Source organism: Pseudomonas sp. COR18 (assembly GCF_048568395.1).
GTDB classification, from domain to species: Bacteria; Pseudomonadota; Gammaproteobacteria; order Pseudomonadales; family Pseudomonadaceae; genus Aquipseudomonas; species Aquipseudomonas fuscovaginae_B.
Genome location: NZ_CP183808.1, coordinates 3,778,857 through 3,800,956, shown reverse-complemented (window position 1 = coordinate 3,800,956; position 22,100 = coordinate 3,778,857). Strand labels below are relative to the sequence as shown.

Sequence of the window (22,100 nt, the reverse complement as noted above, 5' to 3'; positions counted from 1 at the left end):
CGTAACGCACTACGCCGCGCCCGATTCTTGCATTACACTGGCCGGCGTACATTCCTTAACCAATTGATGAGACGACCGTGCTCAAAGCACTCAAAAAAATATTCGGTAAAGGCGAGACTGAGCAGCTCGCACCAGGTACCGGCACTCCGACTCCCCCACCAGAAAGCCGCCTGACCGGCCAGTCGTCGGAACGTGCCGAGCCCGCGGCAAAACCGAAAGCCCAGCCGACCGCCGCCCCACAGCCCTCCGGCCAGCCCAGCGCCGGGAAGCCCAAGGCCGCCCAGCCACGCCGCGAGCGGGCGCCGAAGCCAAAACCGGCACCGTGGAAGCTGGAGGACTTCGTCGTCGAACCCCAGGAAGGCAAGACCCGCTTCCACGACTTCAGGCTGGCACCGGAACTGATGCACGCCATCCACGACCTGGGCTTCCCCTACTGCACGCCTATCCAGGCGCAGGTGCTGGGCTACACCCTGGCCGGCAAGGATGCGATCGGCCGCGCCCAGACCGGCACCGGCAAGACCGCCGCCTTCCTGATCTCGACCATCACCCAGTTGCTGCAGACGCCACCTCCGGCCGAGCGCTACATGGGCGAGCCCCGGGCACTGATCATCGCGCCGACCCGTGAACTGGTGGTGCAGATCGCCAAGGACGCCGCCGACCTGACCAAGTACACCGGCCTGAACGTCATGCAGTTCGTCGGCGGCATGGATTTCGACAAGCAGCTCAAGCAGCTCGAAGCCCGTCATTGCGACATTCTCGTCGCCACCCCGGGCCGCCTGCTGGACTTCAACCAGCGCGGCGAGGTGCACCTGGACATGGTCGAGGTGATGGTGCTGGACGAAGCCGACCGCATGCTCGACATGGGCTTCATCCCGCAGGTTCGCCAGATCATTCGCCAGACCCCGCCGAAAAGCGAACGCCAGACCCTGCTGTTCTCCGCGACCTTCACCGACGACGTGATGAACCTTGCCCGGCAATGGACCACCGACCCGGCGATCGTCGAGATCGAATCGCAGAACGTCGCCAACCAGAACGTCGAGCAGCACATCTATGCGGTGGCCTCGGCCGACAAGTACAAGCTGCTGTACAACCTGGTCAACGACAACGGCTGGGAACGGGTGATGGTCTTCGCCAACCGCAAGGACGAGGTGCGGCGTATCGAGGAACGCCTGGTGCGTGACGGCGTGAACGCCGCCCAATTGTCCGGCGACGTGCCACAGCACAAGCGCATCAAGACCCTGGAAGGTTTCCGCGAAGGCAAGATCCGCGTACTGGTGGCCACCGATGTCGCCGGGCGCGGGATCCATATCGACGGCATCAGCCACGTGATCAACTTCACCCTGCCGGAAGTGCCGGATGACTATGTACACCGTATCGGGCGTACCGGTCGTGCCGGGGCCGATGGCGTGTCCATCAGCTTCGCCGGCGAGGACGACTCCTACCAGTTGCCGTCGATCGAGGAACTGCTGGGGCGCAAGATCAGTTGCGAGATGCCGCCGACGGAATTGCTGCGACCGGTGGTGCGTCAGCGTCCTTGACGCCCCCCCAAGCACCGCGCAAGAACGCCGCCTGTTCGCAGTCGGCGTTTTTTTTCGCCTGCGGATTGCCGAATTGAACTAAAAGTCCATAATAGACAAAACAGTTCAAAAAGAATCCAAGGGAGCCCCACGCATGCCCAGCCCCACCCCTTATGTGATTGCCCAGCCGCAGGCGCATCAGTTACTGCAGCAACTCGACGTACCACAGATCATGCGCAGACTGTTCGGTGATCTCGCAGCCGCAAAGGCGGTGCAACCGGCCCAGCAACAGGTCGGTTTTCCACAAGGGGACGGTGATTTCATCAACTACCTGGGAGTGCTGGCCGAGGAGCGTGTCTACGGCATCAAGACCTCGCCCTATATCGTGCGCGAGCAGGGTCCGCTGGTCACCGCCTGGACCCTGCTGATGTCCATGGACAGCGGCCAGCCGCTGTTGCTTTGCGACGCCGGCGAGCTGACGACTGCCCGTACCGCGGCGACCACTGCAGTGGCCGTGGACGCCCTGGCTGCGCCGAGCGCCAGCCGCCTGGCGATCGTCGGCAGTGGCCCGGTGGCCCAGGCACACCTGCGTTATGCCAGGAACCTGCGTGAATGGCGGAGCATACGCTTGTATTCGCCCAACCTCGGTGCCGAAACCCGCGGGCGCCTGTTGGAGATCGAACCCCACCTGGAACTCGTCGCGCACCTCGACGCAGCCCTGGAGGAGGCCGATGTGATCATGCTTTGCACCTCCTCCGCGACCCCGGTCATTGATCCGCGCACACTGGGCAAACCGGCCCTGATCACCTCCATCAGCACCAATGCGCCGCGCGCCCATGAAATCCCACCGCAAGCCCTGGAAGCGATGGAGGTCTACTGCGACTACCGCAAGACCACCCCGGACTCGGCGGGAGAGATGCTGATTGCCAGTTGCAAGCACGACTGGGAGGCCGACAGCATTCGTGGCGACCTGGCCGAATTGCTGAGTGGACAGGTCCCGCGCCCGGAGTACGCACGGCATGTCTTTTTCCGCTCCATCGGCCTGGGCCTGGAAGATATCGCGCTGGCCAATGCGCTCTATCATCTGCACAACGCCGGCTGATCGCACCTTGTCCCCCGCACTGTGGGGCGGGCCTGCCCGGGAAGAACGATAACGCGGCTCGCCGCAAAGACTGCCCAGCCCTTTTTCGGCAGGCCCGCCCCCCCAACCTCACCTTTCAGGAGACCTTGAATGAGCCAGGCAGACTTCATCATCATCGGCGGCGGCATTGCCGGCGCGTCCACCGGTTTCTGGCTCGCCGCACACGGCCGGGTCATCGTGCTCGAGCGCGAGTCGCATCCGGCCTACCATTCCACCGGCCGTTCGGCTGCCCTCTACAGTGCCGCCTACGGCACCGCCCAGGTACGCGCGCTCACCCTCGCCAGCCGGGACTTTTTCGACCATCCACCCGCCGGCTTCGCCGAACACCCGCTGCTCACCGCCCGTGGCGAGATGACAGTAGACTTCAACGGCGACCCGGACGAACTGCTGTCGCAGTACCTGAGCGCCAAGGCCAGCGTCCCCGAGGTACAGAAGCTCAGCGCCGACGAGGCCTGCGCACGCCTGCCGATCCTGCGCCGGGACAAGGTCCACGGCGCCTTCTATGACCCCAGCGCCAGCGATATCGACACCGATGCCCTGCACCAGGGCTACCTGCGCGGTATCCGTCGCCAAGGCGGGGAAATCCACACCGACTGCGAAGTCCTGGGCCTGGAGCGCGATGCCGACGGCCGCTGGCAAGTTCTGACCAACGGAAAGACCTTCAGCGCCCCGGTGATCATCAACGCTGCCGGCGCCTGGGCCGATCATATCGGTCATCTGGCCGGTGCCGCCGCGCTGGGCCTGCAGCCCAAGCGCCGGGCCGCGTTTATCTTCGCACCGCCCGAAGGCCTGGAAACCCATCACTGGCCCATGCTGGTGAGCCTGGACGAATCGTTCTACATGAAACCGGATGCCGGCATGTTCCTGGGCTCGCCGGCCAACGCCGACCCGGTCGAACCCCACGACGTACAACCCGAGGAACTGGACATTGCCATGGGCATCTACCAGATCGAGGAAGCCACCACCCTGAGCATCCGCCGCCCGACCCGCACCTGGGCCGGCCTGCGCAGTTTTATCAGCGACGGTAACCTGGTGGCCGGTTTCGACCCTTCGGTCACAGGTCTGTTCTGGGTGGCGGCGCAGGGCGGTTACGGCATCCAGACCTCTCCCGCCATGGGCCAGGCCAGCGCTGCCCTGGTGCGTGGCCAGGCCTTGCCGGCCCACCTCGAACACTTCGGCCTGACCGCCGCGATGCTCTCGCCTGCCCGCCTGGGATGACGACCGCCGGCGATTACGGCACACTGCCAGCGCCCTTACCGGGGCGCTGACGCCGCCTGGAGAAGACCATGACACCCCGACAGGATCCCGCCCTGGATAATTTCCGAGCCATTGCCGACGCCATTGCCACGCTGTTCTTTCCCCATGCGGAAGTGGTGCTGCACGACCTGCGCACACAAAAGGTCGACTACATCGCCAACAATATCTCCAAACGCGAGATTGGCGACGATGCCGCCCTGGAGGACATGCTTGACGGTCAAGTCAGCGAGCGCAATATCGGCCCCTATGAGAAGCTCAACTGGGATGGCCAGAAGATTCGCAGTGTCAGCACCGTCCTGCGTGACAGCCAGGGCACCCCGCTGGCGGTGCTGTGCATCAATCTGAATATTTCCCTGTTTGAAAGCGTCAAGGCTGCGCTGGACCTGTTCCTCTCCTCCAGCAAGCTGGTGCCGCAACCGGATGCACTGTTTCGTGATGACTGGCAGGAACGGATCAACACTTTCCTGCACAACTGGCTGCGCCAGCGGCAACTGGGGCTCAACCTGCTGACCCGCGACCACAAGCGCGAGCTGGTGCTGGCCCTCCATGCCGAGGGCGCGTTCAAGGGCAAGAGCGCGGCCAACTATGTGGCGAACGTGCTGAACATGGGCCGGGCGACCGTTTACAAGCACCTGAAGGAATTGAAGGCAGAGGCCTGAAGCAGCCGGAGCTATCAGACAGACCCCCATTGTGGCGAGCGGGCTCCGGCACTCAGTCGCCGTAGATATCCGACTTGAAATACTTCCCTTCGATCTTCTGGTATTCGCCACTGGCGCGGATACCGTCGATGGCCTTGTTCAACTGACCCAGCAACTCGCTGTTGCCCTTGCGCACGGCGATCCCCGCGCCTTCGCCGACATATTTCGGGTCCTTCAGTTCAGGCCCTGCAAAGGCATAGCCCGCGCCCCGCGGCATCGCCAGGAAATCGCTCAACGGAATGGTGTCGGCGAAGATGCCATCCAGACGCCCGGACGCCAGGTCCATATAGATCTCTTCGTTGTTGCCATAGCGCACCACCTTGATTCCCCGCGGTTCCAGGACTTCGGTGGCGTAGCGGTCAGTGGTGGTCGCACGCTGTACGCCAATGGTCTTGCCCTTGAGGCTGGTGTACTGATCATCCACCACCGCACCCTGCTTCATCACCAGCCGCGAGGAGGTGAAGTAGTACTTGTGGGTGAAATCCACCGACTTCTTGCGCTCGTCGGTAATGGTCATCGACGACAGCGCCGCATCGATCTTCTTGACCTTGAGCGACGGAATCAGCCCGTCGAACTCGCCCTCGACCCATTCACACTTGACCTGCATCTGCGCGCACAAGGCATTGCCGATGTCGTAGTCGAAGCCGCCGATCCTGCCTTCGGCGGTCTTGAACGCAAACGGCGGATAGGCCGCCTCGATGCCGATGCGCAAGGTCTTCTCGGCGGCGAACGGGCTGGCGCTGGTGAGCAGGCTCAGGGTAACGGCACAGATCCGGGTGAACTTCTTCATGCTGGGGCTCCCGCTGGTTATTGGAGGTGTTGTGGCACGGCAGTAGACAGAAGAAAACAACTTGATTTTGTACTTATAAATCCATACTGGACTTATATGTACAATCCGTCAACGAGCAAATGCAGCCGGCCCGAGGTGGCCGTGAAGGGAGATTTACCGTGATTTCACTGCGGTCTTCGCGGGGATGCGGCGACCGACAGGCCCCAGTTCCAGCAGGCCTTTGGCGTACACAGAGCGGGTGAACGACGACTGACTGCAGGAGTCGGGCCGGCCCGCAAAGAGGCGCTCAAGCAGACCGCTACTTCCAGCGTTGCGCCGCCGCCTGGTCGCTGGCCCGCCCCTCGACCCAACGCGGCCCCTCGGCGGTGTTTTCCTTCTTCCAGAACGGCGCCCGGGTCTTGAGATAGTCCATGACGAAGTTGCAGGCGTCGAACGCCGCCTGGCGGTGGGCACTGGCCACACCGACGAACACGATCGGCTCCCCCGGCTCCAGCGCCCCGATCCGATGCAGAACCTCCAGCCGCAGCAGCGGCCAGCGCTGCTCGGCCTCGCTGATGATCTTGCCCAGCGCCTTCTCGGTCATACCCGGATAATGTTCGAGAAACATCCCGGCCACTTCGCGCCCGTCATTGAAGTCACGCACATAGCCGACAAAGCTGACCACCGCGCCGATACCCACATTCGCCGCGTGCAACGCATTGACTTCGGCGCCCGGATCGAAGGCTCCGGCCTGGATACGAACCGCCATCTCAGCCTCCGGTCACGGTAGGAAAGAACGCCACCTCGTCCCCGTCGACCAGCGGCTCGCCCACCCCGCACAGTTCCTGGTTACGCGCGCACATCAGGCCCTGCTCGGCCAGCACCTGCCAGTTGCCACCGCGCTGCAGCAGGTGGTCGCGCAAGTGCCCGAGCGTGGCGAACTCGCCCTCGACCTGTTCGGCATCCACCCCGAGTACTTCCCGGTAGCGGGCAAAGAACTGCACATCGAGCTTCATGACGCATCCGCCTGATAGTGACCGCTCTTGCCGCCGAGCTTCTCCAGCAGGCGCACGTTCTCGATGGTCATGCCACGGTCGACCGCCTTGCACATGTCATAGATCGTCAACGCCGCGACACTGGCCGCCGTCAGCGCCTCCATCTCCACCCCGGTCTGGCCGGACAGCTTGCAGCGCACCACGATGCGCACGGCATCCTCGCCATCGGCGCTCAGCTCGACCTTGACGCTGGTGAGCATCAGCGGGTGGCAGAGCGGAATCAGTTCGGAAGTCTTCTTCGCCGCCTGGATCCCGGCGATACGCGCCACGGCGAACACGTCACCCTTCGGGTGACCGCCACTGACGATCATTTGCAGGGTTTGCGGCAACATGCGCACCCGCGCTTCGGCCAGCGCCTCGCGAAAGGTCACGGCCTTGTCGGTGACGTCGACCATATTGGCGCGACCTTGGGAATCGAGATGAGTCAGCACGGCGATACTCCTGATCAGGAGTGTCGATTGTAAACCCGCGGGTCAGTTTTCCGCACGCCCGAGATGGGCACCGGACCGGGCGGCGCGCGGCCGCCCGGGTTGCGGTTACAGATGGGACTCGGCGTATTCGGCCAGGATCGAACGCGGCACGCCCTGCAGGGTGATGTGCACGCCGTTCGGGAAGTCCTTGAAGCGTTCGGTCAGGTAGGTCAGCCCGGAACTGGTCGCGGACAGGTAGGGAGTATCGATCTGTGCCAGGTTACCCAGGCACACCACTTTGGAACCGGCGCCGGCACGGGTGATGATGGTCTTCATCTGGTGCGGCGTGAGGTTCTGGCATTCGTCGATCAGGATCAGGCTCTGCTGGAAGCTGCGGCCCCGGATGTAGTTGAGGGATTTGAACTGCAACGGCACCTTGCTGAGGATGTAGTCGACGCTGCCATGGGTGCTTTCGTCATCCATGTGCAGGGCTTCGAGGTTGTCGGTGATCGCTCCCAGCCAGGGCTCCATCTTCTCCGCCTCGGTACCGGGCAGGAAGCCGATTTCCTGGTCCAGGCCCTGCACGCTGCGGGTGGCGATGATACGCCGGTAGCGCTTGCTGACCATGGTCTGCTCGATGGCGGCCGCCAGGGCCAGGATGGTCTTGCCGGAACCGGCGGCACCGGTCAGGTTGACCAGGTGGATGTCCGGGTCGAGCAAGGCGTACAGCGCCAGGCTCTGGTAGATGTCGCGGGGTTTCAGGCCCCAGGCCTCCTGGTGCAGCAGCGGTTCCTGATGCAGGTCGAGGATCAGCAGCACGTCGGCATCGATCTCCTTCACCCAACCGACGAAACCCTGCTCATCGATGATGAACTCATTGACGTGCACAGCCGGCAGGTTGTCGGTCATCTGCACCTGGTGCCAGGTGCGCCCATGCCCCTGACGGGTCTCGACCTTGCTGACCCGGTCCCAGAACGAGCCGGGCACGTTGTGGAAGCCCTTGGGCAACAGGTCCACGTCATCGACCAACTGGTCGGTGCTGTAGTCCTCGGCCGCGATGCCACAGGCACGCGCCTTGAGGCGCATGTTGATGTCCTTGGTCACCAGTACCAGGCGCAGCCCCTTGTCACGCGCATGCAGGTCGACCAACTGGTTGATGATGATGTTGTCGTTGAGGTTTTCCGGCAGCAACAGATTGGGCTCGTTGCGCTTGCTCATCAGGATCGACAGCGCCCCCTTGGGACCACTCTTGCCCCGCTGGATAGGCACTCCCCGCTCCACGTCCTCGGGGCTGGCATCGCCCAGGGTCTTGTCGATCAGGCGGATCGCCTGACGGCATTCGGAAGCCACGCTGTGGTGGCCGCTCTTGAGTTTGTCGAGTTCCTCCAGGACCGTCATCGGGATGGCGACGTGATGCTCCTCGAAGTTCAGTAACGCGTTTGGATCGTGGATCAGTACGTTGGTATCGAGCACGTAAAGGATTGGCTGGTTGGAAGAAGGCGTGCGTCCGTGATCATCCATACTCGGTCACCTTTGTGGGAGCCAGTCGACGCGACGCCTGGACGGCATCGCGCCTCGAAGTGACCGCCGAATTCGCCTGGAAGGGGCAGGCGCTCTGTGCACAAGGTGGGGTCTTGGCAGACGCCACCTGTGTTGCAGGTTTCGGCGGTCTGACTCCGTAATACCGCAAAACCCGTGACAGGAAAAAGCACTTTGACGACTTTTTGAAGTTTATTTTTCAGAGTGACGAATAGCCCTTGGCGAGCAGGCTGGACCCCGTTAAAGTCGGAAGTCCACCTGCCCCGAATTCCTTCGAAATTTCCTACATCCCGAGCCTTCAAGCCACGAGAACCCAGCTTATGGCACGGTTGGCGAGCACGGCGGGCGCTCCCACAACGCACTAGCGAAACGCGTCGTTGCAATCACGCCAGCCCAGGCCACTTTCCGCCGTCTGCCGTAACAGCCAGGGCAATGCACCAAGCGCCTTGTCCTGGGCATCGTGGAACACGATCACACCACGCCGCCACAACAGCATCAGGGTCATCACCCGCTGGGCGGACTGCTCGGCGCTGAGCTTGCCACTCCCATCGGCCGAATCGATGTCCCACAACACCACCTGCAAGCCCTGCTTCCTGAAGAACGCCCCGCTGTCCGCCTGGCGCTGGCCATAAGGCGGGCGGAACAACGGCAGGTAGTTCTCCGGCAACACGCTCTGTGCCAGCGCGGCACTGCGCTGCACCGAATCCTGCCAGTCCTGCCAGTGGCTGTGGGAGCGATACTGCCAGCCCTCGATACCTACGCACTGCTGTTTATAGAGTTCCCGCACGGCCATGATCGAGCTCTTGTCCACCCGTGCCTGCAGGGCGCCGCCCAGGACAAGGAACAGGCCATTCATCTTCTGCCGGCGCAGGTACCCGGTCAGTTCGTCGGTATTGCCCGCGATCGGACCGGGACCGCCGTCGAAGCTCAGCAGGAACAGTCGATCATGGAAATCCTCGCCATTGCGCTCGGGCTCGCCGAACAGGGCGATTTCGCTGCTGGTCTGGGGAAACAGCGCGGCCATGCGCAGCAGTTCATCCAGGTAGCGCTCGTGAAACGCCCGGCTCGGCTCGGCCCAGCGGATATAGAAGGAGTCTTCCGGCACGCGGAACTTGCCGGCCTGTTCGCGCAGGCTGTCCATGTCTTCGACGTAATAGCAGAACGAAGCGTCCTGCTCGCAGCTCTGCTGGGCGAAGTTGTAGTTCTGCAGCAGGCGCGACCAGAGACGGGCACGCACCCGGTTGATCGACGCCATGTTGATCTGCCTGAGCCCCAGGCGCTGCCTGAGGGCCGGCTCGTCGGTCATCTCGCTGACCAGCAGGGCATGGGCGAAGGTGAGGATTTCCGCCCGCGAGGCGACATCGAACAGCGCCGGGCTGCTCAGCGCCTCGGGCCAGGTGCTGCGATCCAGGGTCGCGACGTCGTTCGGCGCGGCCGCGGCGCCCAGGCAGGCCAGCAGGGCCGAGCATAAAAGAAGAAAACGCAAGAAGGATGTCTCCGTGACAGGAACCTGCGCACTATAGCCGATCTCAACGTCCGCCCCTCCTGCCGCGCGTGTTCCGGCCCATTCGCGGGCAAGCCCGGCTCCTGCAGTCCCGGGTCGCATGACAATCCTGCGTAAAAATCGCCAAGCCCCAAAGACAAGCACCCGGCCGCTATCGACATCATAGCTGGAGCCAAACCGCCCAACCCCCTAGAATCCCCCGACGATTACAGGAGACGACTTCATGCTGATGGTGATTTCCCCCGCCAAGACCCTCGATTTCGAAACACCACCGGTGACGAAACGCTATACCCAGCCACAATACCTCGACCACTCCCAGGAGCTGATCGAACAACTGCGCCTGCTGAGCCCGGCACAGATCAGCGAGCTGATGCATGTCTCCGACAAGATCGGTGGCCTCAACGCCGCGCGCTTCGGCAGCTGGACCCCGGCCTTCACCCCGGACAACGCCAAGCAGGCCCTGCTGGCCTTCAAGGGCGACGTCTACACCGGCCTGAACGCCGAGGATTTCAGCGACGCCGACTTCGACTTCGCCCAGACCCACTTGCGCATGCTCTCCGGGCTCTACGGCCTGCTGCGCCCCCTGGACCTGATGCAGGCGTACCGCCTGGAAATGGGTACCAAGTTCGCCAACGGCCGCGGCAAGGACCTCTACGCCTTCTGGGGCACGCGCATCAGCGAATGGCTCAATGAAGCCCTGGCCGCACAAGGTGACGACGTACTGCTGAACCTGGCCTCGAATGAATACTTCTCGGCGGTCAAACGCTCGGCGCTCAACGCCCGCATCATCAATACCGAGTTTCGTGACCAGAAGAACGGCCAGTACAAGATCATCAGCTTCTACGCGAAAAAGGCCCGCGGCATGATGGCCCGCTTCGTGATTCGCGAACGCATCACCAACCCTGAAAATCTGAAGACGTTCGACGAACAAGGCTACCGTTTCAGCGCAGAACTCTCCAAGCCGGACAACCTGGTGTTCCTCCGCGACCACGCGCCGGAATAACCGCTTCAAGGCCCAGCCCCCTGCACGGTGGGAGCGGACTTGCCCGCGAAGGCGTCTGCGAGAGCGGCAAAAGCTTCGCGGGCAAGCCCCCTCCCACAATAATCATGGCAGCAGTTCCGCGAACGGGCGCAAGCTTACTCTCGGGTGCCGGCTTGAACGCTCGTCGCTGGGGAGTCAAAGCCCATTGGCTCTCGCAGGCGATTCTCCCCGTGATGAAAATGATTGCCGGCCCAAGGCGATTTTTCTGTTACCCTGCCCCGACCTGGTGCACTGCACGCAATGTGTAGAACCCACGATTTCCTCTCCTCCTCTTCATGCGCCACCCCGGAAATCCATTTTTCTGACGCCATAAAATTGACTGTAACAACAATGAAAATTCTTTCACTCGACTTTTTTCATTTTTTTTCGTAGTGGCACCAAAAAAATTTTCCCATGATGGCATAGAACCATCGCAGCGTTTTTCGTCCCCGTAATCAAAGGGCGAAACGAGAAGTGCTATCAATATGAAAGCAGTGCCATCTCCAACAATATTTCAAGAATTTTCCGAAAACAGGATGAGCGGATCGGAACTTATGTTCCCCTCCATTGCTCATACCACCCGTGACGAGTCTCAACGATTTTGTAAGAGATGACTTACAGGCAGGCTGGATAACTTGTTTAAGTTTGAACCTAGGACTTACGAAAGAGCCCAGCCAATTGCAATCCATCAAAGGACAGGAGATACGCATCATTAATATCCCCTACGAAGGCCAGGGCGGCCACCCAGACAATGCACCAGTCAGACACTTGCCGGCTTATACCCCAATGGCTCTGCCACGGGCATAAGCGGACGGCAAGCCCGCTGACAAGGACCGTCCTGAAGAAGGTCGGCCACATTAAAGGGCATGTCCCTCATAACAAGGCCAAGTTGCGCACAGCTTGAGTGCAATTATTTAGCCACTCGATATTTATATGCCTGCACTCGGTAGATAAACCTCTTCCGGTGAGACTTTCGAGTGCATTACGACTACTGGCTACATTAACTTCCGCCATTTGATGGCGTAATTAAGATAGAGGTAAATGCAATGCGCATTAGCATATTCGGTTTGGGTTACGTCGGTGCAGTCTGTGCCGGTTGCCTGTCTGCACGAGGCCATGATGTCGTTGGCGTTGATATCTCCAAGGACAAGATCGACCTGATCAACAACGGCAAGTCGCCGATTGTCGAACCGGGTCTGGAGCCGCTGCTGGCCCAGGGTATTGCCAGTGGTCGACTGCGCGGCACCACCGACTTCGCCGAGGCGATTCGGGCCACTGATCTGTCGATGCTGTGTGTCGGTACGCCAAGCAAGAAGAACGGCGACCTGGAGCTGAACTACATCGAATCGGTGTGCCGTGAAATCGGTTTCGTCCTGCGCGACAAGACCACCCGCCACACCATCGTCGTACGCAGCACCGTGCTGCCGGGCACCGTGAAGAACGTGGTGATCCCGATTCTCGAGGACTGCTCGGGCAAGAAGGCCGGCGTCGATTTCGGCGTCGCGGTCAACCCCGAGTTCCTGCGCGAAAGTACCGCGATCAAGGACTACGACTACCCACCGATGACCGTCATCGGCGAACTCGACAGTGCTTCCGGCGATGTCCTGCAGGCCCTCTACGAAGAACTCGACGCGCCGATCATCCGCAAGGACATCGAAGTGGCCGAGATGATCAAGTACACCTGCAACGTCTGGCACGCCACCAAGGTGACCTTCGCCAACGAGATCGGCAACATCGCCAAGGCCGTCGGCGTCGATGGCCGCGAAGTGATGGACGTGGTCTGCCAGGACAAGACCCTCAACCTGTCCCAGTACTACATGCGCCCCGGCTTCGCCTTCGGCGGCTCCTGCCTGCCCAAGGACGTGCGCGCCCTGACCTACCGCGCCGGCTCCCTGGACGTCGAGTCGCCACTGCTCAACTCGCTGATGCGCAGTAACGAGACTCAGGTACAGAACGCCTTCGACATCGTCGCCAGCCATGACAAGCGCAAGGTCGCCCTGCTCGGCCTGAGCTTCAAGGCCGGTACCGACGACCTGCGCGAGAGCCCGCTGGTGGAACTGGCGGAAATGCTGATCGGCAAGGGCTTCGACCTGAGCATCTACGACAAGAACGTCGAGTACGCCCGCGTCCACGGGGCGAACAAGGACTACATCGAATCGAAGATTCCTCACGTGTCGTCCTTGCTCAACGCCGACTTCGACGCCGTGATCGACAACAGCGACGTGATCATCCTCGGCAACCGCGACGAGAAGTTCCGCGACCTGGCCGAGAACGCGCCACACGGCAAGCAGGTCATCGACCTGGTCGGCTTCATGTCCAAGCCGACCAGCGCCGGCGGCCGCGCCGAAGGGATCTGCTGGTAAACCCGCGGCAACCGCAACGCGGTTGATCGCCAGCAGGCCGGCCCCTCGGGTCCCTCCCCTCCCCGCGGGAGCCGGCTTGCTGACGATGGCGCCCACCGGGCGCCTCGCCCCCAGGATTGCTAACGACCCCATCGGGCCTCGCCCGAGACACAGATGGATGCAGATTATGTACAGGCTGAAACATGGCCTCCTCCAGGCCGCCGGTTGGCTGTTCTACCTGACGTTGCTGATGGGCCTGGCCTCACTGCTGCCCACCTCGACCTTCGATGCCGAATCCAAGGACTTCATCTTCCTGATCGGTGCCGTGGGTATCTGGCGCTACTCCATGGGCGCCACCCATTTCGTGCGCGGGATGATCTTCCTCTACATCGTCTACCCGCACCTGCGGCGCAAACTGCGCAAGCTGGGCAAGGCCACGGACCCGTCCCACGTGTTCCTGATGGTCACCAGCTTTCGCATCGACGCCCACACCACCGCCCAGGTCTACCAATCGGTGATCCGCGAAGCCATCGACTGCGGCTTCCCCACCACCGTGGTCTGCTCGCTGGTGGAAATGTCCGATGAGTTGCTGGTCAAGAGCCTCTGGGCGCGGATGAACCCGCCGGAGCGGGTCACCCTCGACTTCGTCCGCATCGCCGGCACCGGCAAGCGCGACGGCCTGGCCTACGGATTCCGGGCGATCTCCCGTCACCTGCCGGACGAGCGTGCCGTGGTCGCGGTGATCGACGGCGACACCGTCCTCAGCGAAGGCGTGGTGCGCCGCACCGTGCCCTGGTTCCAGCTGTTCGACAACGTCGGCGGCCTGACCACCAACGAATTCTGCGAAGTGCGCGGCGGCTACGTCATGAGCGAATGGCACAAGCTGCGCTTCGCCCAGCGCCACATCAACATGTGCTCCATGGCCCTGTCCAAGCGCGTACTGACCATGACCGGGCGCATGTCGGTATTCCGCGCCAGCGTGGTCACCGATGCCGGCTTCATCGCCGACGTCGAGAGCGACTCGCTGGAACACTGGCGCCTGGGCCGCTTCCGCTTCCTCACCGGTGACGACAAGTCCAGCTGGTACAGCCTGATGCGCCTGGGCTACGACACCTTCTACGTGCCCGACGCGGCGATCCATACCGTGGAGCACCCGCCGGAGAAGAGCTTCATCAAGTCCAGCCGCAAGCTGATGTACCGCTGGTACGGCAACAACCTGCGCCAGAACTCCCGCGCCCTGGGCCTGGGTATCCGCCGCCTCGGCCTGTTCACCAGCGTGGTGCTGTTCGACCAGCGCGTGTCGATGTGGACCTCGCTGCTGGGCCTGACCGTGGCGCTGATCGCCAGCTTCAAGTACGGCATCGAATTCATCCTCGCCTACCTGCTGTGGATCGGCATCACCCGCCTGATCCTGACGATCCTGCTGGCCTGCTCGGGCCACAGCATCGGCCCGGCCTACCCGGCGATCCTCTATTACAACCAGATCGTCGGCGCACTGATGAAGATCTACGTGTTCTTCCGCCTCGACCGCCAGTCCTGGACCCGCCAGGACACCAAACTGAGCCGCGACCTCGCCAGCTTTCAAGGTTGGTTCAACACCTGGTCGTCCCGGACCATGACCTTCTCCGCCGGCAGCATTTTCATCGCCGTGCTGATGACGATGGTCTGACCCGACTCGCCTGAATTAGCCAATGGAGCTTTAACTCATGAACTCTAAAGTCAACGCCAACGTCGTCCACGAATCCGAAGCCCAGCGCCAGCACGCCCGGGTGAAGATCCCGGCCAAGCTGCGTTTCTTCGGTAGCGCGGGCAAGCCCATGGAAGTGCCTGTGCACGACCTGTCCGCCGGCGGCCTGAGCTTCAACCTGCCGCCGCAGCAGCAACAGGAACTGACCCTCGGCGAGGTGTACAAGGGCCGTCTGATGTTCGTTATCGACAACCTCGGCCTGGGCATGGATGTCGAACTGCAGATCCGCGCCTACGACCGCCAGCACGGTCGTGTCGGCTGCCAGTTCCAGAACCTGGAACCCCAGGACATCGCCACCCTGCGCCACCTGATCACCTCGCACCTGGCCGGTGACATCGTCAGCATGGGCGACGTGCTCGCCACCCTGCAGCGCGACAACTTCACCAAGGCCCGGCGCAAGAAGGACGACGGCACCGGCCTGAGCCCGCTTGGCCGCCTGCGTGCGGTGACCTTCAGCGTCGGCGTGTTCGTCGTCGGCCTGGCGGCGTTCGGCTTCGTGCTCAAGTCGATCTACGGCATGTACTTCGTCAGCCACGCCCAGGCCGGCCTGGTCAGCGTGCCGGGGGTGAACGTCACCATGCCGCGCGACGGTACCGTGCAGAGCCTGCTCAAGGACGACGGCATCGCCGCCAAGGGCGCGCCACTGGCGAGCTTCAGCACCAGCATGCTCGACGTGCTCAAGGGCCACCTGGACGAAGACCAGTTGCAACCGGCCAAGGTCGAGGAACTGTTCGGCAAGCAGATGACCGGTACCCTGACCTCGCCGTGCGACTGCATGGTCGCCCAGCAACTGGTCGCCAACGGTCAGTACGCCAGCAAGGGCGACGTGATCTTCCAGTTGGTGCCACGCAACAGCGTCGCCAACGTCGAGGCACGTTTCTCCTATCGCCAGTTCGGCGAAGTACGTCCCGGCACCCGCGTGAACTTCCAGGTCGCCGGCGAAGAGCAGGTACGCCAGGGCCGGATCGTCAGCAGCTCCAGCCTGAAGAGCGACGACCTGTCCTCCGACATCCGCGTGCTGATCAAGCCGGATGAAAGCCTCGACAGCAGCCTCGCCGGTCGTCCGGTGGAAGTGCACAGCGACCGTGGCCCGAACCTCAACTGGCTGATCGACAAAGCCATGGCCGCCGGACTGTAAGCGGAGGACATGCCTGTGACGACCTTCAGACCCCTGCCCCTGACACTGGCCATGGCGATCGGCCTGGCCGGTTGCGCCGGTCTGCCCGACCAGCGCCTGGCCAACGAGGCGCTCAAGCGCGGCGACACCGCCCTGGCCGAGCAGAACTACCGCCAACTGGCGGACCTGGGCTACAGCGACGCACAGGTCGGCCTGGCCGATATCCAGGTGGAAAGCCGCGACCCGGCACAGATCCGTCAGGCCGAGGCGACCTACCGCGCCGCCGCCGACACCTCGCCCCGCGCCCAGGCCCGCCTGGGGCGCCTGCTGGTGGCCAAGCCCGGCGCGACCGAAGCCGAGCACCACGAGGCCGAGACCCTGCTGAAAAAGGCCTTCGCCAACGGTGAAGGCAACACCCTGATCGCCCTGGCGATGCTCTACCTGCAATTCCCGCAGAGCTTCCCCGAGGTCAACGCCCAGCGCCAGATCGACCAGTGGCGCAGCGCCGGCTACCCGGAAGCGGGGCTGGCCCAGGTCCTGCTCTATCGCACCCAGGGTACCTACGACCAGCACTTGGACGAGGTGGAGAAAATCTGCAAGGTCGCGCTCAACAGCACCGACATCTGCTACGTCGAGCTGGCCACCGTCTACCAGAAACGCGCCCAGCCGGACCAGCAGGCCGAACTGCTCAAGCAGTTGCAGGCCGCCTACAGCCGCGGTGCAGTCGGTGCCCAGCGGGTCGACAGCGTCGCCCGGGTACTGGCCGACTCGAGCCTCGGCCAGCCGGATACGAAAACCGCGCAGGCACTGCTCGAGAAGATCGCCCCCGGCTACCCGGCATCCTGGGTCAGCCTAGCGCAACTGCTCTACGACTACCCCGACCTGGGCAACGTCGACCAGATGATGGAGTACCTGAACAACGGTCGCGCCGCCGACCAGCCGCGGGCCGAACTGCTGCTGGGCAAGCTCTACTACGAAGGCAAGTGGGTGCCGGCGGACGCGAAACAGGCCGAGGCGCATTTCCAGAAAGCCGTCGGCCGCGAAGTCGCCGCCGACTACTACCTGGGGCAGATCTATCGCCGCGGCTACCTCGGCCAGGTCTACCCGCAGAAAGCCCTCGACCACCTGCTCAAGGCCGCCCGCAACGGCCAGAACAGCGCCGACTACGCCATTGCCCAACTGTTTTCCCAGGGTCGCGGGACCAAGCCCGACCCGCTCAACGCCTATGTCTTCGGCCAACTGGCAAAGACCCAGGACACGCCGCAAGCCAATGAGCTGGCCCAGCAACTCGACGAACAACTGCCGCCTGCCCAGCGCGCCGACGCCCAGCGCCTGTTGCAGCAGGAGCAGCGCCTGCGCGGCACCCTGAGCCGCAACGCGCTGGACCTGCAACAAGTCCTGCAGGAAGGCGACAGCGAGGAAAAGACCCTATGACTTTCAATCCTTTCGTGAAGGCCGGCATCGGCCTGAGCTTTGCCCTGGCCTGGTCCACGCCGACCCTGGCCGCCCTCACCGAAACCCAGAATTTCGGCCTGGAAGCGAAGATCACCGCGCAGTCGGAAGACGATCGCGACCTCGGCACCCTCAAGGGTGGCGACGCCAACGGCATCGGCCTCGACCTGCGCCCCTGGGTCTACGGCGAAAGCGGCAACTGGAGCGCCTACGCCATGGGCCAGGCGGTGACCGCCACCGACATCATCGAGACCGACACCCTGCAACAGGCCAATGGCGACCAGGAAAGCTCGAGCAACGACGCCCGCAAGCCGGACAAGAGCTACCTGGCCCTGCGTGAGTTCTGGGTCGGCTACAAGGGCTTCACGCCCTACCCCGGCGAGATCCTCAAGTTCGGTCGCCAGCGCCTGCGCAACGACGACGGACAGTGGCGCGACACCAACATCGAAGCGCTGAACTGGACCTTCGACACCACCCTGCTGCGCGCCAACCTGGGGACCGCCGAACGCTTCAGCGAATACCGCACCGACCTCACCGAACTCGCGCCCAAGGACAAGGACCGCCTGCACGTCTACGGCGACGTCGCCTACCAGTGGACCCCGGGCCAGTGGGTCGGCCTGCGCGCCCACCACAGCCACGACGACGGCAAGCTCGACTACCCGACCCCGGGTGTCGCCAGCGACCCGCTGGACAAGAAGGAAAACGGCAACCTGACCTGGCTCGGCCTGGAAGCCAACAGCGACGCCTACAACTTCCGCAACACCAACACGATCAACTACTGGGCCAGCCTGACCGGCATGAGCGGCCACCGCGATAGCGTCAACCCGCTCAACGCCGACGGTACCCGTCCGGCCGAAGCCAAGCGTGGCGACAGCGTCAACGGCTGGGCCACCGACCTCGGCGTGCGCCTGCGCCTGGACCCGAACTGGCAGGTCGGTGCCGCCTACGCCCGTGCCAGCGGTGACTACGAACAGAACGGCCTGGAAAGCAACCGCTCGAACTTCACCGGCACCCGCTCACGCATGCACCGCTTCGGCGAAGCCTTCCGTGGCGAACTGAACAACCTGCAGACCGCCACCCTGTTCGGCTCCTGGCAACTGCGCGAGGACTACGACGCCAGCCTGGTCTACCACAAGTTCTGGCGTGTCGACGGCAACAAGGACGTCGGCAGCAACGGCATCAACGCCGCGCAGAACACTTATGACGACAGCACCGGCGCCCTGCTCTCCAGCACCTCGCTGCCGCTGCAGGACGGCAAGAAGGACATGGGCCAGGAGATGGATCTGGTGGTCACCAAGTACTTCAAGCAGGGCCTGCTGCCGGCAGCCCTGAGCCAGTCGATCGACGAACCTTCGGCGCTGGTGCGCTTTCGCGGCGGCGTGTTCAAGCCGGGCAGCGCCTACGGCCACGACGTCGATTCCTACATGCACCGCGCATTCATCGACGTGATCTGGCGCTTCTGATGCCGGCCGCCAAGGGAGTTTCCAAGATGAATCAGATCGCCATGCAAGGTTCGCTCAGCGCTCTCGCTGCCGCCCTGTTGCTGGCCGGCAGCACGGCGTTCGCCAACGTCGAGAAGCCGGCCACCGCCAGCGGCCAGGCGCCGATCATTGCCAAGGAACTGCAACAGGCCAAGACCTATACCGTCAGCACCGCGCCGAGCGAACCGCTGCACCTGGAAAAACCCAAGCTGCCGGACCTCGGCGGCTACACCGCCGAGGCCGTCGCGGCGAAGATCGTGCGCGGCCAGCCGGGCAAGATCAGCGTGCGCCGGATGATGCAGGAGGACGCCCTCAAGGACTTCATCGGCGGTGACAACAAGATGGCCGAATGGGTGGTGCGCCAGCACGGCATCCCCCAGGCGATCTTCATCGACGACGGCTACCTCAACCTCAAGGACCTGGTGAAGAAGCTGCCGGCCAAGTACATCAGCGAAACCTCGCCGGGCGTATTCCTGGCCAGGATTCCGATCGTGGTCGGGCGCAAGGGCATCCTCGAAATCGACGGTCAGACCCAGGAACTGCGGCTGTCCCAGGAAGGCGGCGCGTTCCTGGTCAACGACGGGCAACTGTTCGTGCGCGACACCAAGGTCACCGGCTGGCGCGAGGCCGACAACGGCCCGGCGACCTTCCGTTCGCCGAAGGAATTCCGTCCGTTCCTGCTGGCCTGGGGCGGCACCGAGACCTATATCGTCAACAGCACGATGGCCAGCTTCGGCTACTCCAACAGCAAGTCCTACGGTGTGAGTATTTCCCAGTACACGCCGAACATGGCCAAGGTGCTCAAGCGTCCCGAACCGACCGGCTGGATCATCGGTTCGCAATTCAGCGACATGTGGTACGGCTTCTACTGCTATGAAACCCGTGACTTCGTGCTCAAGGGCAATACCTATCGCGACAACATCGTCTACGGCATCGACCCCCACGACCGCTCGCACCGGCTGATCATCGCCGACAACACCGTGTACGGCACGAAGAAGAAGCACGGCATCATCATTTCCCGGGAAGTGAACGACAGCTTCATCTTCAACAACCGCAGCTACGACAACCACCTCTCGGGACTGGTGATCGACCGCAACAGCGTCAACAACCTGATCGCCTACAACGAGATCTACAAGAACCATACCGACGGCATCACCCTCTACGAGAGTGCCGACAACCTGATCTACGCCAACCGGCTGATCGGCAACAAGCGCCACGGCATCCGCATCCGCAACAGCGTCAACGTGCGCCTGTACGAGAACCTGTCGATGGCCAACGGCCTGACCGGCATCTACGGCCACATCAAGGACCTGAGCGACACCGACCGCGACATCAAGCTCGACCCGTTCGACGCCGAAGTCTCGCTGATCGTGGTCGGCGGCGAACTGGCCGGCAACGGCAGCGGCCCGCTGTCCATCGACTCGCCGCTGAGCCTGGAACTGTACCGGGTGTCGATGCTCGCCCCGGCCAAGAGCAGCGGCATCACCTTCACCGGCGTGCTGGGTGATCGCCAGGATGAAATTCTCGACCTGCTGGTGCGCCAGCAGAAAGCCGTGCTGATCGACCCCGTCGAACGCCAGACCGAAATGCGCGATTGAGGACGACCTTAATGAACCCACACCTGATCAAACTGCTCGGCCTCTCTGCCCTTGCCACCGCGATCCTCGCCGCCAGCGGCAACCTGCGGGCCGAGGAAGTGCAAGCGCCGAAATTCACCGCCGAGCCTTGCTGCAGCCTGTGCCCCGCGGCCCATGACGCGAAGAACTACGTGACCCGCTACCAGCAGAACTTCACCACTCTGGTCCAGGCCCAGGGCGACTGGCTGTTCCGTACCCAGGAAGACCTGCGCACCGAGTTCGACACCACGCCGGCCGGCTACAAGCGCCTGCAGCAACTGCACGATGCCTTCAAGAGCAAGGGCGTCGAACTGGTGGTGGTCTACCAGCCGACCCGTGGCCTGGTGAACCGCAACAAGCTGTTCCCCGCCGAGCGCGACAAGTTCGACTACCAGAAGGCCCTGCACAACTACCAGGCGATGCTCGGCCGCTTCGCGAAAATGGGCTACCACGTGCCCGACCTGTCGCCACTGACCAACGAGCAGCAGGCCCACGACTTCTACTTCCGTGGCGACCAGCACTGGACCCCGTACGGTGCCGAACGCACGGCGAAGATCGTCGCCGAGACGGTGAAAAAGGTCCCCGGCTTCGCCGACATCCCCCCTCGCGAATTCGAGACCCACGTCTCCGGGCGCATGGGCAAGACCGGCACCCTGCACAACATGGCCGGCCAGCTGTGCGGCACCAGCTATGCGATCCAGTACATGGAACAGTTCGCCACCGAGCCCAAGGGTGAAGCAGCAGACGGCGACCTGTTCGGTGACGCCGGCGACCCGCAGATCACCCTGGTCGGCACCAGCCACAGTGGCAAGAACTACAATTTCGCCGGCTTCCTGCAGCAGTACATCGGTGCCGACATTCTCAACGTGGCCTTCCCCGGCGGCGGCCTGGAAGGCTCGATGCTGCAATACCTGGGCAGCGAAGAGTTCCAGAAGAAACCACCGAAGATCCTCATCTGGGAGTTCTCGCCGCTCTACCGCCTGGACCAGGAAACCATCTACCGGCAGATGATGTCCCTGCTCGACAACGGCTGCGAAGGCAAGAACGCCGACATGAGTGCCAGCACCACGGTCAAGCCGGGCAAGAACGAGCTGCTGGTCAACAGCAACAACCGCGACCTGCGCAACAGCGGCCACCAGGTCGACATCCGTTTCGCCGACACCTCGGTGAAAACCCTGCAAGCCACCCTCTGGTACATGAACGGTCGCCACGAGGACATCAAGATCGAGAAACCGGAAACATCGGACACGGACGGACGTTTCGCCTTCGAACTGCGCACCGACGAGGACTGGGCCAACCAGAACCTGCTGGCCGTGGAAGTCCAGGGCCCGGAACCGGGCACCGCGCCCCAGAAGGTCGAGGCGAAGATCTGCAAACGCAACGTATTCCCCAGCGCCGAGCCCCACCGGGCCCAGGCCGGGTTATGAGGTGCCT

Annotated in this window: 18 protein-coding genes; 12 read left to right on the top strand and 6 right to left on the bottom strand. The window is 63.0% G+C overall.

Annotation, left to right across the window (positions count from 1 at the left end):
* Positions 1-77: 77 nt before the first annotated feature.
* The 4 genes from rhlB (at position 78) to ACM62G_RS17520 (ending at position 4,574) form a co-directional block, all read left to right on the top strand.
* Positions 78-1,538, top strand: a complete 1,461-nt coding sequence (gene rhlB / locus ACM62G_RS17535; RefSeq protein ID WP_419735239.1) for an ATP-dependent RNA helicase RhlB — start codon at positions 78-80, stop codon at positions 1,536-1,538.
* A gap of 133 nt (positions 1,539-1,671) precedes the next feature.
* Positions 1,672-2,619, top strand: a complete 948-nt coding sequence (locus ACM62G_RS17530; RefSeq protein WP_419735238.1) for an ornithine cyclodeaminase family protein — start codon at positions 1,672-1,674, stop codon at positions 2,617-2,619.
* 129 nt (positions 2,620-2,748) lie between these two features.
* Entirely contained in the window at positions 2,749-3,876 is a 1,128-nt protein-coding gene (locus tag ACM62G_RS17525) for an NAD(P)/FAD-dependent oxidoreductase (RefSeq protein WP_419735237.1), read from the top strand.
* Positions 3,877-3,944: 68 nt separating this feature from the next.
* Entirely contained in the window at positions 3,945-4,574 is a 630-nt protein-coding gene (locus ACM62G_RS17520) for a helix-turn-helix transcriptional regulator (RefSeq protein WP_419735236.1), read from the top strand.
* A 52-nt stretch (positions 4,575-4,626) separates the two neighbouring features.
* Here ACM62G_RS17520 and ACM62G_RS17515 read toward each other — a convergent pair whose 3' ends face one another.
* The 6 genes from ACM62G_RS17515 to ACM62G_RS17490 all read right to left on the bottom strand — a co-directional run bounded on the left by ACM62G_RS17515 (position 4,627) and on the right by ACM62G_RS17490 (position 9,872).
* Complete coding sequence (locus ACM62G_RS17515; RefSeq protein WP_054057828.1) at positions 4,627-5,403, bottom strand: ABC transporter substrate-binding protein; 777 nt, start codon at positions 5,401-5,403, stop codon at positions 4,627-4,629.
* Positions 5,404-5,701: 298 nt separating this feature from the next.
* On the bottom strand, positions 5,702-6,151 hold the full coding sequence (moaE, locus tag ACM62G_RS17510; protein ID WP_054057827.1) for a molybdopterin synthase catalytic subunit MoaE: 450 nt from the start codon (positions 6,149-6,151) through the stop codon (positions 5,702-5,704).
* 1 nt (position 6,152) lies between these two features.
* The gene (locus ACM62G_RS17505) at positions 6,153-6,398 is read right to left on the bottom strand and encodes a MoaD/ThiS family protein (RefSeq protein WP_054061707.1); all 246 of its coding nucleotides are present in this window, start codon (positions 6,396-6,398) and stop codon (positions 6,153-6,155) included.
* Entirely contained in the window at positions 6,395-6,868 is a 474-nt protein-coding gene (moaC, locus tag ACM62G_RS17500) for a cyclic pyranopterin monophosphate synthase MoaC (protein ID WP_419735235.1), read from the bottom strand. The genes ACM62G_RS17505 and moaC overlap by 4 nt, the downstream gene beginning before the upstream one ends.
* A gap of 105 nt (positions 6,869-6,973) precedes the next feature.
* Complete coding sequence (locus ACM62G_RS17495; protein WP_054057824.1) at positions 6,974-8,368, bottom strand: PhoH family protein; 1,395 nt, start codon at positions 8,366-8,368, stop codon at positions 6,974-6,976.
* Between the two features lie 379 nt (positions 8,369-8,747).
* The gene (locus tag ACM62G_RS17490; RefSeq protein ID WP_054057823.1) at positions 8,748-9,872 is read right to left on the bottom strand and encodes a polysaccharide deacetylase family protein; all 1,125 of its coding nucleotides are present in this window, start codon (positions 9,870-9,872) and stop codon (positions 8,748-8,750) included.
* Between the two features lie 241 nt (positions 9,873-10,113).
* Between ACM62G_RS17490 and yaaA the strand changes: the two genes are divergently transcribed.
* The 8 genes from yaaA (at position 10,114) to ACM62G_RS17450 (ending at position 22,093) form a co-directional block, all read left to right on the top strand.
* Positions 10,114-10,893, top strand: coding sequence for a peroxide stress protein YaaA (yaaA, locus tag ACM62G_RS17485; protein WP_054057822.1), 780 nt, complete (start codon positions 10,114-10,116; stop codon positions 10,891-10,893).
* A 1,064-nt stretch (positions 10,894-11,957) separates the two neighbouring features.
* Positions 11,958-13,274 (top strand): nucleotide sugar dehydrogenase, encoded by a 1,317-nt coding sequence (locus ACM62G_RS17480; RefSeq protein ID WP_054057820.1) that lies wholly within the window; start codon positions 11,958-11,960, stop codon positions 13,272-13,274.
* Between the two features lie 166 nt (positions 13,275-13,440).
* On the top strand, positions 13,441-14,922 hold the full coding sequence (gene alg8 / locus ACM62G_RS17475; RefSeq protein WP_054057819.1) for a mannuronan synthase: 1,482 nt from the start codon (positions 13,441-13,443) through the stop codon (positions 14,920-14,922).
* Between the two features lie 37 nt (positions 14,923-14,959).
* On the top strand, positions 14,960-16,138 hold the full coding sequence (locus tag ACM62G_RS17470) for a PilZ domain-containing protein (protein WP_419735234.1): 1,179 nt from the start codon (positions 14,960-14,962) through the stop codon (positions 16,136-16,138).
* Positions 16,139-16,147: 9 nt separating this feature from the next.
* Positions 16,148-17,551 carry an alginate biosynthesis TPR repeat lipoprotein AlgK gene (algK, locus tag ACM62G_RS17465; protein WP_273826385.1) on the top strand — a complete coding sequence of 468 codons (1,404 nt, stop codon included), beginning with the start codon at positions 16,148-16,150 and terminating at the stop codon, positions 17,549-17,551.
* On the top strand, positions 17,548-19,032 hold the full coding sequence (locus ACM62G_RS17460) for an alginate export family protein (RefSeq protein WP_054061710.1): 1,485 nt from the start codon (positions 17,548-17,550) through the stop codon (positions 19,030-19,032). Before algK ends, ACM62G_RS17460 begins: the two co-directional genes overlap by 4 nt.
* A gap of 26 nt (positions 19,033-19,058) precedes the next feature.
* A complete protein-coding gene (algG, locus tag ACM62G_RS17455) occupies positions 19,059-20,648 on the top strand; it encodes a mannuronan 5-epimerase AlgG (protein WP_192842766.1) in 1,590 nt (529 codons plus the stop codon).
* An 11-nt stretch (positions 20,649-20,659) separates the two neighbouring features.
* On the top strand, positions 20,660-22,093 hold the full coding sequence (locus ACM62G_RS17450) for an alginate O-acetyltransferase (RefSeq protein WP_419735233.1): 1,434 nt from the start codon (positions 20,660-20,662) through the stop codon (positions 22,091-22,093).
* The last annotated feature ends 7 nt before the right edge of the window (positions 22,094-22,100 follow it).